We start from the raw sequence: 12262 nt of genomic DNA on the forward strand, positions 1-12262 counted from the left end.
TGAAGCGGTTTCCGGCTCCGGAGGCATCCGCCGGCGCGAAGGCCGACAGCCCTCATCGGCTGCATGGCGCAGACAGCTGCCGGCTTTCGAGGGTGCTATATGGCGGCCGAGTGCCGCGCCTTGCGTGAGCTCAGATAGCTGTCGAAGTGCGCCGCGATCGACCTTGCGAACAGATGGCTGTCGGCCCCGATGGCAAAACGATCCCCGTCCACGACGAAGTGCGGGGATGTTTGTGCCAGCAGAGCCGCTTCCTGCAGGATCATCTCCGCCTCAGTGCCGAACCGGCTCCGCAATGCGGCAGCGGAAAAGCCGAAATCGCACATCAGGCGTTCGATCACCCAGCCGCGTATGCGGTCCTCGTCGGACAGCGAAAGGCCACGGATAACGGCAAGGCTGTCGGCTTCGATCATTCGCCCGTAGGCACCGGTCGACGGCGTATTCTGGGCGTGGCCCTGGCGGAAGCGGCTGATCGACGACGGCCCGAGGCCGATCAGGGTTTCGCAGGGGTCGTCGGTATAGCCCTGAAAATTCCTCGTTAGCCGACCCTCGCGCGCCGCTGCCGCAAGACTATCGGCGGGCAGGGCGAAATGATCGATGCCGATCGGCAGATACCCGGCTTCGCAGATAAGCGTGGCCGCGCCTTGCGCCTGCGCGAGCCTCGCGTCGGGGCCGGGCAGCGTGGCTTCATCGATCATGGTCTGGTGCTTCTTGAACCACGGAACATGCGCATAGCCGAAGATCGCCACGCGGTCCGGCCGCAACGACAGCGACAGCTCGATGGTTTTGCCCAGGGTCGCTAGCGTTTGGAAGGGAAGGCCATACAGAAGGTCCACATTGACGGAGCCGACACCTCGCGTTCTCAAGCCCTCTATGATCCCGCGCGTCGTCTCGAAGCTCTGCTCGCGGTTGATGGCCTTCTGAACGCGTCGATCGAAATCCTGGATGCCGAGGCTTGCGCGCGTGGTTCCGATTTCGGCCAAGGCATCCAGCCGCGCCTCGTCCATGTCGTTGGGGTCGATTTCGACGCTCACGCTCGCGTCGGCGGCAATCGCGAAGCTCTTGCGCAGCCGTCCGAACAGGCTTTTCATGTCCCCGGGCCTGAGCATGGTTGGAGAACCGCCGCCGAGATGGATCGCGCGCACGATGCCGCGTCCCGCCAGGCGGCGGCCGACCATCGCGATCTCGCGGTAAAGCATCGCGAGATAATCGGCGACAGGCGCGTAGCGAAAAGTCTGCTTGGTGTGGCATGCGCAGAACCAGCATAGCCGGTCGCAGTAGGGGATGTGCAGATAGAGCGAGATGGCCTCGTCCGGCTGGATCGCATCGATCCAGCCGGATACCGTTTCGGGCGTCACGCCATCATGGAAATGCGGCGCCGTCGGATAGCTGGTGTAGCGCGGGACATTGGTGTCGATGAGGCGGTGACTGGGGACAGATGTCATGCGGAAAGTTCCAGGATCGTGCTGTTGCGGACCCGAAGGGGGCGATGGGTGGACATGACGACGATGCGGTCTGCGAGGTGATCGGCAAGACGGGTCAGGATTCGCTGGCCCTGTGCGGCATCGAGATGTTCGGTCGGCTCGTCGAGCAGCACGATCGGCGTATGCGCCAGGAACGCGCGGGCCAGGTTGAGCCTCTGCGCCTCGCCGAGCGAGAGCATGTCCTGCCTGATCCACGCATCGAGGCCGCCGGCGGCCCGTATCCGTTCGCTGAGTTCGACGGCCTCGAGCGCATGCCACATCGCCGTGTCGTTGCCGTCGGGATCGAAGAGATTGGCCCGCACGGTGTCGTCCAGAATTGCCGCATCGTGCAGCACCAGGGTCGAGAGTGCGCGCCGGTCCTCAGCCGAGAGGCTTGTGTTGTCTGCATCGAACCTGTCTTCGCCGATCCAGCCGGCAATCTGCTTCAGCAGGCTCGTCTTGCCGGTGCCGCTCGTCCCGACAAGGACCGTCGGCGCACCTGTTCGCAGGCGAAGGTCGATCGGATCGTTGCCGATCAGCGCACCCGAGGGCGAAAGCCGCCTGAGATGCCGGCACTGAAGCTCACGGGGCGTTCCGGCCGATGCAGCGCTTGGCGTCGATGCTTCCCGATGCCCGGTCCAGCGGCCGACATCCGCGACGGCGGCATCCTTGCGCAGCCTGGCAACCACAATTCGCGACGCGCCGTTCATGGTCTCGCCCAGCGCCAGCCATGCGAATCCGAGTGCGAGCGGAAAAAGCAGCGCTTCGCCACGATCGCCGGCCAGCCATGCCGCCGCAACCACGCAAACTCCGGCGAGCGGGCCGAAGAGGGCGGCAATCCCATCGAACCCGGATTGCAGGCGGCGCAGGGTGCGGGTCTCGAGATCCGCTTGGGAAAGGGCGCGCATGGCGGCGTCACTTTCCTCGGCCCAGAGGCGCTCGGCTTTCAGGGAAACGGCGGATGCCATGGCATTCCCCATTCGCTCAGCTCCGTTGCGCCGATGCGTTCTGGCTTCGGCCCATGCCACGGCGCCGTTTCTTGCCAGACGGCGAGCGGCAAAGGCGCCGATCAGCAGCATGAATAGGATCGGCAGCAAGGACAGGGGGGCGACGATAGCGGAGCATACCAGCAGCGCGGCAAGGCCGATGGCGATCGTCAAGGAGGGCAAGCGAGCGCGCAGATGCGCGTATTCGATATCCTCGACATCGTCCAGATAATCGGCAAGCCGTGCCTCGTCGCCGAGCTGCCAACCCGCCTTGCGGATGGAAGGTGCGGCGGCCATGGATGCGAAAAGGCCGACACGATGCGACACCTGATCGGCAAGGGCAGCCTTGTGGCCCAGAAGGCGCTCGCCGTAGCGTGCCGCGGTGCGGCCGATGGCGAACAACCGGATGAATGCGGCCGGAACGTGGAAATTGAAAGTCGCGGCGGCGGCCGTCAGGCCCGCGGTCGCCACGGCGCCCAGGAACCAGGCAGACACGCCACCAAGCAGGATGCCGCAGAAAAGCGCGCAGCAGCCAAGCACGGCGGTCAACCGCCAGGTCTTTCGGGTTGCGGAAACGGGCTTGCTCATCATGCTGCCACCTCGAAGGTTCCGTCATTGCTGAGGTCGATCATCATTCGGCCAGCGGCGGCAAGCTCCCTGTCATGGGTCGCCACGACGACGAGATGCGAATGCGACATCTCGACAAGTGCCTCGCGGACAAGACCGGCAGTGCCGGCGTCGAGCTTCGCGGTCGGTTCGTCGGCAATTACCGTCCGTCCGGCGAGAAGCGCACGCGCCACCGAGATGCGAAGCTTCTGGCCGCCTGAAAGATTGCCGCCGCCACGCGTGAGCCGGGCATCCAGCCCGCCGGGGAGGAGCGCGTCATCCAGCAGGCCCACCGCGTTTGCGGCCTCGCGCAGTTTTTCGCAAGGGAGCACGGGAAGCCTCCAGGCGATCGCTTCGGCAAGCGTCCCTTCGGGGGTAAGACAGTCGGGCGAAACCCAGATGAAATCTGTAAGTTCAGGCTGACCTAATGTCACCGCCTGCTCGATGCCCGCAAGCCGGCGCAGCAAGGTCGATTTGCCGCTGCCGCTGGGCCCGACGATGGCCACGAGGCCGTGGTTGGGCAACGGCGCAAGCGGCCGGTCGAGCGCTGCGATCGCCAATCTTTCCGGTGCATCGACATCGAGCAGGCGGCCGAGGGCCGCCGCTGCGGCAAGGCCCTCGGCTTTGGCGTGGTACTGCTCCGAAAAGCGGCGGAAGGGGGCAAAATAGTCCGGCGCGATCATGAGGATGAAAAGGCTCTGCCAGAGTTCCAGATTGGAAAAGCCGGGAATCATCATCAATTTGAGATGCCCGAGACCGAGAAATACGGCGAGCAGTGCGATCGACAGCGAAGCGAAGAAATCGATGATGCCGGCGTTTATGAAAGCAATGCCGAGAACGCCCATCGTTTCGCGCGCATAGGATTCCAGCCGGCCGGCAAGCTTGGTCTCCTCGCTGGAAAGCGCGTGATTGGCAAGGATGGTCGGCAATGCGCGAATACGATCGGCAAACTGGCCGGCGAGGCGACCAAAGGCGCGTTCCTGCGCGGCTGCGCGGCTGCGGATAATGTCGCCCACCAAGGCGAAGAACAGGATCATGACGGGCGTCAGACAGATGACCAGAACTGCCGCCTGCCATGAAACGAGGAAAAGCGCGGCGGCTGCCGCCAGCGGGCCGACCGCCATCATCATCGAGGCTGCGCGATGGCCTATGACCAGCGATGCGATCGCCTCCGGGTGGCGTTGCATGGCCACGACCAGGGTTCCGACGGGCAATTGCTTCAGCTGCCGTGGCGGCATGGCGTTCAATCGCGCGGATGCGGCCTCGCGGAGGCGGATCGCCACATCCGCCTCCGCGGCGGCCTGTGCCCTGTCGGCAAGGAAGCCGGCGACAGCCGCGCCGACAAGCAGAATGATCGCGAGCGATATCAAAAGCGAATCGACGGGATCGTTCATCACGAGCTTGCCGGCGGCCACGGCGGCCGTCGCCGTGAAGCCGAGCCGCAACGCCATGCGAGCTATCTGTAGTGCCAGCACATGGTGCAGGCCGCGTGCGGCCATCCGCTGGGCGAGGGGGAGGGCGCGACATTCCGCGGCGCCCGCGTCATTGCCGTCAGGATTTGCTGTCGATGCCTTGTCGTCTCTCATGCCGCTCTTTTGGCATCGTTCCTTGTTGCTTCCGTTGATCTAAATCAACTCGCAAAGGGATTTGCGGCGTTAACAGAGGTCGATCAAGAAAGGATGTTTCCATGTTCGACCCCCTCCTTGTCGACTTATCCCGGCTTCAATTTGCCTTGACGGCACTTTATCATTTCCTTTTCGTACCCCTGACACTCGGCCTCTCCATTATGATCGCCATGATGGAAACGGTCTATGTCATGACGCGGCGAACCATCTGGCGCGACATGACCAAGTTCTGGGGCGTGCTCTTCGGCATCAATTTCGCGCTCGGTGTCGCCACGGGCATTACGATGGAGTTCCAGTTCGGCATGAACTGGGCCTATTATTCCCACTACGTCGGTGACGTCTTCGGCGCTCCGCTGGCGATCGAGGGCCTGATGGCCTTCTTTCTCGAGGCGACCTTCGTCGGCCTGTTCTTCTTCGGCTGGGACCGCCTTTCGTCGCGTGCCCATATGATCGTCACCTGGCTGATGGCGCTCGGCACGAACTTCTCGGCCCTTTGGATCCTGATCGCCAACGGCTGGATGCAAAATCCGGTCGGCTCGGCCTTCAATCCCGACACGATGCGGATGGAAGTCACCGACTTTATGGCGGTCCTGTTCAATCCCGTCGCCCAGGCGAAGTTCGTACATACCGTTTCCGCAGGCTATGTATGCGCCGCGACGTTCGTCCTCGGCGTCTCCGCCTGGTATCTGCTGCGAAATCGTCATGTCGCGCTGGCGAAGCGCTCTTTCGTGATCGCGGCGGCATTCGGCGTCGCCTCGGCGCTGTCGGTCATCGTGCTGGGCGACGAAAGTGGCTACGCGCTGACCGATAACCAGAAGATGAAACTCGCGGCCATCGAGGCGATGTGGGAAACGGAACCCGCGCCGGCATCCTTCACGGCCTTCGGCATACCCAGCCTTGCAGACCGCAAGACGCATTATGCCGTCCATATACCCTGGGTCATGGGCCTAATCGGCACCCGTTCGATCGACAAGGAAATTCCCGGCATCGACCAGTTGGTGGCAAGGGCCGAGGAGCGCATTCGCAATGGCCTGGGCGCCTATGACGCGCTGGAGACGCTGAAAGTGAACCAGGCCGATGCCACGGCACGTTCCGTATTCGAGGCAAAGTCGCAGGATCTCGGCTATGCCCTGCTTCTGAAGCAATTCGTCGAGGATCCTCGTACGGCCAGCGATCAGCAGATCAAGGACGCCGCATGGTCGGCGGTGCCGCAGGTCCCGTGGCTGTTCTTCTCGTTCCGCATCATGGTGGCCTGTGGCTTTGCGTTGCTCGTCCTCTTCGCCACCTCTCTCTGGTACACGATGCGGGAAAGGGGCGCTCCGCGCTGGCTGTTCAGCCTGGCAGTGCTTGCGTTGCCGCTGCCGTGGATTGCCATCGAGCTTGGATGGTTCGTCGCCGAATTCGGTCGCCAGCCCTGGATCATCGACGGGGTGTTGCCCACCTTCCTCGCGACTTCGGAACTCGGCGTCTACAATCTCATCCTCAGCATTGCAGGCTTCACGCTGGTCTATGGCGTGCTTGCCGTCATCGAGGTGCGGCTGATGCTCGCCGCGATCCGCAAAGGACCGGAAATCGCCGACATGATCACCGGTCGCCCGCCTGTCTCGGGCAGCGAGGCGGAGCCGGCATTGCAGCCAGGCGAATAGCCAGTAATTGAAGGACCAATTCAATGATCGAATTTCTATTCAGCTATGAAACGCTGCGCATCACCTGGTGGATCCTGCTCGGCGTGCTGCTCATCGGATTTGCCGTCATGGACGGCTTCGACATGGGCGTCGGAACCCTGTTGCCCTTCGTCGCGAAGACGGACCTCGAGCGCCGTGTCGCCATCAACACGGTGGGACCGGTCTGGGAGGGCAACCAGGTCTGGTTCATCCTGGGCGGCGGCGCCATTTTCGCGGCATGGCCCGCGCTCTATGCGCTGAGCTTTTCGGGCTTCTACCTTGCCATGTTCCTGGTGCTGCTGGCGCTCATCCTGCGGCCCGTCGCCTTCAAGTATCGCTCGAAGAGGCCGGAGAAAACCTGGCGCGCGCGCTGGGACGGGGCGCTTTTCATAGGCGGCGCGGTTCCGTCGCTGATCTTCGGCGTGGCCGTCGGCAACGCGCTTCAGGGCGTGCCCTTCCATCTGACTTCGGATCTGCGCCCGATCTATGAAGGCACGCTCCTCGGCTTGCTCAACCCATTGGCGCTCTACTGCGGCCTGGTCTCCCTGTCGATGCTCGTCATGCATGGTGCCGCCTGGCTCGCCTTCAAGGCCGAAGGCCTCGTCTCGGAGCGCGCCAAGGCGATCGGATCAAAGGCGGCCATCCTCACCGGCCTGCTGTTTGCCGGCGGCGGTGCGCTGGTCTGGCTCGGGCTGCTCGGCGGCTACCGCGTCACCTCGGCCGTCAAGTGGGATGGTCCCTCCAATCCGTTGTTGAAGAGCGTCACCAAGGATGGCGGCGCATGGCTTGCCAATTTCGAGGCTCATCCCGTTCTCTGGCTGGTCCCCGTCCTCGGTATCATCGGCCCCTTCTTCGTGGCATTGGGTTTCCGCACGCGCCGGGAGGGCCTGACCTTCATCGCATCGAAGCTTTCGGTCGCCATGATTATCGCGACGGTCGGACTTGCAATGTTTCCGGTCATCCTGCCGTCGATCACCAATCCTTCGCATTCGCTGACCGTGTTCGACGCATCGTCCAGCCGCGCGACATTGCGCAACATGCTTCTGGCAACCGTCTTCTTCATGCCGATCATCCTTCTCTACACCGCCTGGGTCTACCGGGTTCTGTGGGGCAAGGTGAGCGAGAAGAGCATCGAGAAGGCCGGGCATTCGGCTTACTGAACAAGGAAAGGAGAGACTTCATGTGGTATTTTGCCTGGGTCCTCGGGCTCGGTCTGGCGGCATCCGTCGGAATCCTCAACGCGCTTTGGTATGAGCTGCGCATGCTGCGCGAGGAACCCACAGACGAAAGCGTATCATTGCCGACGCCGTGATACTGCGTATGACTTCACTGAAGAGCATGGCCGGGGCTTCGCACGCCTCGGCCATGCAGCCATATCGAGCCTGGGCAGGCAGGAACCCTCCGCACGATTGCAATCGACAATCCGCGGTCTTTCGGCGGCCGGGTCGGCTTTGCGAGAGTGGACAAAAGGTCGCCGGGCGACCTCTATTCGAGCGTCACAGTTGCCCGACCGCTTGTCAGATCCAGGACGGTACCAACGACATCCTCGGCAATCGATGCGATGATGGTGACGTCGAGAACGGCGCCGGAGCCCGTGAAACGCTCGGCGTGAATCTGGACGCCCTCCTGGGCCAGAAGCCGTGCTTTCAACCTTGCAAGGTCGGAAAACTGCACGTCTACGGTCGCCGCTATGGTCGGGAAGACCTCTCGTTTCTCCACGGATTGAAGGCAAATTGCGGCGGTGCCGCCATAGGCGCGGATCAAGCCGCCGCTTCCCAGCAGCGTGCCGCCGAACCAGCGCGTCACCACCACCGCAACCATGTCCAGCCCGGCGCCGTCGATGGCCTGGAGGATCGGTTTGCCGGCAGTGCCGCTCGGCTCGCCATCGTCGCTGAACCGGTAGTTCTGGCCAACACGCCAGGCCCAGCAATTGTGATTGGCTTCGGCGACCGAGTGCCGCGTCACAAATTCCTTCGCGGCTTCGATGTCCGCGACCGGGCCGGCCGTTGCAAGAAAGCGGCTTCGCTTGATGTCCTGGCTGGCGGTCGTGATCGAAACGAGTGCGAACATGGCAATCTCGGCTAATGTCATTGCTGCGCTCACGATATTTCCTGTCGAAGCGCTCAAGGGAAATCCTCCGGCAGCAATGCGAGGTTGGTGGGCCATGCGTCAAGCCACAAATGCCATCCGATTTGCGGGAAGTGCCGATGCAGGATGCCGGCTGAACCATCCGGTCGTCGTCGCCGGGCGTGAGCTTTGCAAAAGCAGCATGGCTAACGTGCAGGCATATGCATTTTATTTAGGCGGGTAAATGCATATGTAACAGGCATCAACAAAGGAGATAATACAATGCGAGTTCTTGAGACGATTAAACGCTTTACTGAAAAGCGCAGAGCAATACGTGAGCTTTCTGCCCTGGACGATCATGTTCTTCGTGATCTCGGCATTTCCCGCGCCCATATCCCGTATGCCGTCAACGGAAGCCGCGGCAACTGAATTTTCCCGAGGCGTACGTCTTTTGAGATACGCCTAGGCATGCAGCGCTTGACGGGCATGAAGCTATCGCCGCGATGACTCATATCGGCGACAGGCCACAGTGATCGCCGCTCTTGCGCAATCCCGGATAGGGTGCCTCAAACGAGGCGCCAGTCCGGCGGACCCCCTCCACTCCACAGATATAGTTGTCCATTCCGAGATCACAGTGGCGAGAATGCTCGCCCTGCATTCGACCGCGGGCTTTTGAAATTCCATTGCCTTTGGCCAGCCTCTTTCGCCATCGCTGCAGTCGGTGAGTGATATCCGTGCGCCGATCGCCATGCTACTCGACCGAATGCGGGCCGGCTGAAACAGCAGAGCCGTTCCAGCGCCCGCCTCCGTCCGTTCAGCTTGCCCGCCGTTTCAGTTTCTATTTAGACCAGCACTTCCCCATTGCGCGCGACGACGCGGCCGCCGGAAATCACCAGCCGCCGCTGCGGGCAGCGCACGAGCACATCGGGAACGTTCTCGGCGTCCAGAAGCACGATATCGGCGCGCGCACCCACCACCAGGTCATGCACGTTGCGCCCGACGAAGTGCGCCCCGCCGCGCGTCGCGAGCTCGACCGCGTTGGTCAGCTTTTCGTCGTGCCGCAGCCCGTGCAGCCTCGCGAACTGGTATGCGATGCGCAGCAGATCGCCGTCGCCGAATGGCGACCAGAGGTCGCGGATACCGTCGGTGCCGAGTCCCAACGGCACCGAGCGCTGCCGCATCTGCTGCCACGGAAGCGGCGCGGTGCCGCCCATCGCAACGGTTGTCCAAGAGACGCCCGCCTCCGCAAGCCCTTCCACGATTTCTTCCTGGACGCTCTGCGGCAGCGTGCCGAGAACGAAGCCGTGCGAGATGTTCACGCGCCCCTGGAGCCCCGCGTCGATCGTGCGCCGTATCACCTGCCGGAATTCGTAGACGCCCAGCGAACCGAAATCGTGCAGGTGCAGGTCAAGTCCGACGCCGCGCGTCACCGCAATGTCGAAGAGCCCATCCAGCTGTCCCTCGACATCGCGATCGATCGTGCCCGGGTCGAGGCCGCCAATATAGTCCGCGCCCGCCTGCGCGGCCTCGTCGAGGAGCTTCAGCACGCCGGGCCGGCGCAACACGCCGTCTTGCGGAAATGCGACCGTCTTCACCTGAATGGCGTCGCCGACCTCTTTCAGCGCGGCTTGCAGGCATTCCAGGCCTCTCAGCCCGACCTCGAGATCCACGTCGATATGCGTGCGTGTTGCCGTCGTTCCATGCCGAAGGAACTCGCGCAGGACCGAAGCTGTCGATGCCGCATTCGGTATGTCATATTTGCCGCGCTGCGCACGCTCGTTGGCGATCCAGCCTTCCACTGTCGGATGGTCGGAATAGGTATAGGAAACCCAGGGCTTGCCCCACCAGCTCTTGTCGACGTGGGAGTGGGTGTTGATGAAACCGGGCACAGCCAGCAGACCGCCGCCGTCGACGTCGCTTGCGCCGGGCGACGCAGTTGCGGGGCGAATGTCCGCAATGCGCTCGCCCTCGATGACGATATCCATCGGGTCGGCACCCCAAGGCCGCACGTTGGTCAATGTGTAGTGGCGATCAGACATGAAAAGACTCCCTCTCTGTCGTCGTTGAGACGAGCAGTGTGTGAAATGAAGATGGGCCTGCTGGCAGGCCTAGCGGACGCGGCGCAGGAATGTCGCGGTGCGCTCATGTACGGGATTGTCGAGCACGTCGCGGGCCGGTCCGTCCTCGAGAACGCGCCCCTGGTCCATGAACACGACGCGGTCGGCGACCTCGCGGGCAAAGCCGATCTCGTGCGTAACGACGAGCATCGTCATGCCCTCGTCCGCCACCTTGCGCATCGTGGTAAGCACCTCGCCGACAAGCTCGGGATCGAGGGCGCTGGTCGGCTCGTCGAACATCATCAGCCGCGGCTCCATCGCCAGTGCGCGGGCGATGGCGACGCGCTGCTGCTGGCCGCCGGAGAGCTGGCCGGGATGCGCGCCGGCGCGCTCCGACATGCCGACAAGGGCAAGCAGATCCCGTGCCTTGTCGATGCTTTCCTTGCGCGGCCGTTTCAGGATTTTCACCGGACCGTAGATGACATTCTCCAGGGCGGTCATGTGGCCGAACAGGTTGAAATGCTGGAACACCATTCCGATGTGCTGGCGCGCCTTTGCGACGGCGCGTTCGTCCTGCTCGTAGAGAACGCCGCCGCGAAGCTCGTATCCAATGCGCTTGCCCGCCACCTCGATAATGCCGCCGTCGACGGGATCAAGGTGGTTGATGCAGCGCAGCAGCGTGCTCTTGCCCGAGCCCGATGGCCCGAGCACACACACGATCTCACCGGTGCGCACGGTGATGTCGACGCCCCGCAGAACATGATTGTCGCCAAGCCACTTGTTGACGCCTTCGATCTTGAGCATCGTGCCCGTTGTCGCAGTGCTTCTCATGCCGCACCTCCGTTCGCTGCAGCGGTTGCCCGCTCGCTTTGCAGGCGGGGCGCCGTCTTGCGCGCCTGCTGTGGCCTGGTCTGGGAGGCGTTGAAGCGCTTCTCCAGGAAGTGCTGCCCGACGCTGGCCACGGTGACAAGCACCAGGTACCAAAGGACCGCGACGATCAGGAGCGGCAGGATCTTGAAGTTCTGACCGTAGATGAGCTGGACCCTGGTGAGCAGATCGCTGCCGCCGATGACCGAGACAAGAGAGCTCGCCTTCAGCATTCCGATGAACTGATTGCCCGTGGGAGGGATGATGACCCTGATGCTTTGCGGCAGCACGATGCGCCGCAATGCCTGGCCGCGCGTCAGCCCCATGCTCATCGCCGCGTCGGTCTGGCCCGCCGGCACCGACAGGAAGCCGCTGCGGATGATCTCCGCCATGTAGCCGGATTCGGCCAGCGACAGGCCGATAAGGCCGGCCGTGAAACCGGAGATCAGCGCGTTCGTGTCGTATCCGAGGATCGTCGGGAACAGTATGGCGAGATTGTACCAGAGCAGCACCTGCACCAGCATCGGGACGCCGCGGAAGAACCACACGTATACGCGCCCGAGAAGGCTTGCGACCTTGTTCTGGCTCTGGATCATCAAGGCGACGACGAATGCGAGTGCGATGGAGATGAGCATCGCGATCACGGAGAGCTGGATTGTCACGCCCACCCCGCCGAGGACGACCGGGTGGAAAACGTACTGTGCGGTGACGCTCCATTCTATCTTAGGATTCTTCGCCTGCGAGGCGACGAGCAGCGACAGCAACGCGACAAAGACGAGAGCGGTGACGATCTGGCCGTATTTCATCCGCTGCTTGGCGCGAATTGGCGCGTTCTGCGTCACAGGCTCTTCGCCTGGCCGCCGCACGTAATGGGCGGCGGCCAATGGGGCTCGGCGGGGATCGAGCCCATCGCCGTGGTGGTCCGTCATG

The 12262-nt window shown here is 63.0% G+C and carries 12 protein-coding genes; 5 read left to right on the top strand and 7 right to left on the bottom strand.

The genetic code is table 11. From position 1 onward, the window contains the following. Nucleotides 1-95: 95 nt before the first annotated feature. The 3 genes from hemN to GR212_RS33190 are packed head-to-tail and all read right to left on the bottom strand — an operon-like array spanning nt 96 to nt 4638. Nucleotides 96-1442 carry an oxygen-independent coproporphyrinogen III oxidase gene (gene hemN, locus GR212_RS33180; protein ID WP_163993655.1) on the bottom strand — a complete coding sequence of 449 codons (1347 nt, stop codon included), beginning with the start codon at nt 1440-1442 and terminating at the stop codon, nt 96-98. Beyond that, entirely contained in the window at nt 1439-3037 is a 1599-nt protein-coding gene (locus GR212_RS33185; protein WP_163993657.1) for an ATP-binding cassette domain-containing protein, read from the bottom strand. The genes hemN and GR212_RS33185 overlap by 4 nt, the downstream gene beginning before the upstream one ends. Next, nucleotides 3034-4638 (bottom strand): ABC transporter transmembrane domain-containing protein, encoded by a 1605-nt coding sequence (locus GR212_RS33190; RefSeq protein ID WP_163993659.1) that lies wholly within the window; start codon nt 4636-4638, stop codon nt 3034-3036. Before GR212_RS33190 ends, GR212_RS33185 begins: the two co-directional genes overlap by 4 nt. A 101-nt stretch (nt 4639-4739) precedes the next feature. Between GR212_RS33190 and GR212_RS33195 the strand changes: the two genes are divergently transcribed. Genes GR212_RS33195 through cydX form a run of 3 tightly spaced genes read left to right on the top strand, consistent with a single transcriptional unit; the run spans nt 4740 to nt 7653 of the window. After that, entirely contained in the window at nt 4740-6323 is a 1584-nt protein-coding gene (locus tag GR212_RS33195; protein WP_163993661.1) for a cytochrome ubiquinol oxidase subunit I, read from the top strand. Between the two features lie 23 nt (nt 6324-6346). Continuing rightward, nucleotides 6347-7501 carry a cytochrome d ubiquinol oxidase subunit II gene (gene cydB / locus GR212_RS33200; protein WP_163993664.1) on the top strand — a complete coding sequence of 385 codons (1155 nt, stop codon included), beginning with the start codon at nt 6347-6349 and terminating at the stop codon, nt 7499-7501. A gap of 20 nt (nt 7502-7521) precedes the next feature. Next, a complete protein-coding gene (gene cydX, locus GR212_RS33205; RefSeq protein WP_163993666.1) occupies nt 7522-7653 on the top strand; it encodes a cytochrome bd-I oxidase subunit CydX in 132 nt (43 codons plus the stop codon). Nucleotides 7654-7826: 173 nt separating this feature from the next. On the opposite strand, the gene GR212_RS33210 is transcribed toward cydX, so the two are convergent. Next, nucleotides 7827-8411, bottom strand: coding sequence for an IMPACT family protein (locus GR212_RS33210; RefSeq protein WP_163993668.1), 585 nt, complete (start codon nt 8409-8411; stop codon nt 7827-7829). Here GR212_RS33210 and GR212_RS33215 point away from each other — a divergent pair. Together GR212_RS33215 and GR212_RS33220 are read left to right on the top strand one after the other, a co-directional pair. Continuing rightward, nucleotides 8410-8652: a hypothetical protein gene (locus tag GR212_RS33215; protein WP_163993670.1), complete on the top strand. Its 243-nt coding sequence runs from the start codon at nt 8410-8412 to the stop codon at nt 8650-8652. The genes GR212_RS33210 and GR212_RS33215 overlap by 2 nt on opposite strands. 38 nt (nt 8653-8690) lie before the next feature. Beyond that, nucleotides 8691-8837 (top strand): DUF1127 domain-containing protein, encoded by a 147-nt coding sequence (locus GR212_RS33220; RefSeq protein WP_163993672.1) that lies wholly within the window; start codon nt 8691-8693, stop codon nt 8835-8837. Between the two features lie 413 nt (nt 8838-9250). On the opposite strand, the gene GR212_RS33225 is transcribed toward GR212_RS33220, so the two are convergent. The 3 genes from GR212_RS33225 to GR212_RS33235 all read right to left on the bottom strand — a co-directional run bounded on the left by GR212_RS33225 (nt 9251) and on the right by GR212_RS33235 (nt 12261). Beyond that, complete coding sequence (locus tag GR212_RS33225) at nt 9251-10447, bottom strand: amidohydrolase (RefSeq protein ID WP_163993674.1); 1197 nt, start codon at nt 10445-10447, stop codon at nt 9251-9253. Between the two features lie 69 nt (nt 10448-10516). After that, nucleotides 10517-11296 carry an amino acid ABC transporter ATP-binding protein gene (locus tag GR212_RS33230; RefSeq protein WP_432444427.1) on the bottom strand — a complete coding sequence of 260 codons (780 nt, stop codon included), beginning with the start codon at nt 11294-11296 and terminating at the stop codon, nt 10517-10519. Next, nucleotides 11293-12261, bottom strand: coding sequence for an amino acid ABC transporter permease (locus GR212_RS33235; RefSeq protein ID WP_163993676.1), 969 nt, complete (start codon nt 12259-12261; stop codon nt 11293-11295). The genes GR212_RS33230 and GR212_RS33235 overlap by 4 nt, the downstream gene beginning before the upstream one ends. Between the last annotated feature and the right edge of the window lies 1 nt (nt 12262).

Source organism: Martinezella lusitana, from assembly GCF_010668395.1.
GTDB classification, from domain to species: Bacteria; Pseudomonadota; Alphaproteobacteria; order Rhizobiales; family Rhizobiaceae; genus Rhizobium; species Rhizobium lusitanum_A.

Bases quoted from the DNA above. Each gene is read 5' to 3' on its own strand.
- hemN (WP_163993655.1), bottom strand. From the start codon at position 1,442: ATGACATCTGTCCCCAGTCACCGCCTCATCGACACCAATGTCCCGCGC.
- GR212_RS33185 (WP_163993657.1), bottom strand. From the start codon at position 3,037: ATGATGAGCAAGCCCGTTTCCGCAACCCGAAAGACCTGGCGGTTGACC.
- GR212_RS33190 (WP_163993659.1), bottom strand. From the start codon at position 4,638: ATGAGAGACGACAAGGCATCGACAGCAAATCCTGACGGCAATGACGCG.
- GR212_RS33195 (WP_163993661.1), top strand. From the start codon at position 4,740: ATGTTCGACCCCCTCCTTGTCGACTTATCCCGGCTTCAATTTGCCTTG.
- cydB (WP_163993664.1), top strand. From the start codon at position 6,347: ATGATCGAATTTCTATTCAGCTATGAAACGCTGCGCATCACCTGGTGG.
- cydX (WP_163993666.1), top strand. From the start codon at position 7,522: ATGTGGTATTTTGCCTGGGTCCTCGGGCTCGGTCTGGCGGCATCCGTC.
- GR212_RS33215 (WP_163993670.1), top strand. From the start codon at position 8,410: ATGGCAATCTCGGCTAATGTCATTGCTGCGCTCACGATATTTCCTGTC.
- GR212_RS33210 (WP_163993668.1), bottom strand. From the start codon at position 8,411: ATGTTCGCACTCGTTTCGATCACGACCGCCAGCCAGGACATCAAGCGA.
- GR212_RS33220 (WP_163993672.1), top strand. From the start codon at position 8,691: ATGCGAGTTCTTGAGACGATTAAACGCTTTACTGAAAAGCGCAGAGCA.
- GR212_RS33225 (WP_163993674.1), bottom strand. From the start codon at position 10,447: ATGTCTGATCGCCACTACACATTGACCAACGTGCGGCCTTGGGGTGCC.
- GR212_RS33230 (WP_432444427.1), bottom strand. From the start codon at position 11,296: ATGAGAAGCACTGCGACAACGGGCACGATGCTCAAGATCGAAGGCGTC.
- GR212_RS33235 (WP_163993676.1), bottom strand. From the start codon at position 12,261: ATGACGGACCACCACGGCGATGGGCTCGATCCCCGCCGAGCCCCATTG.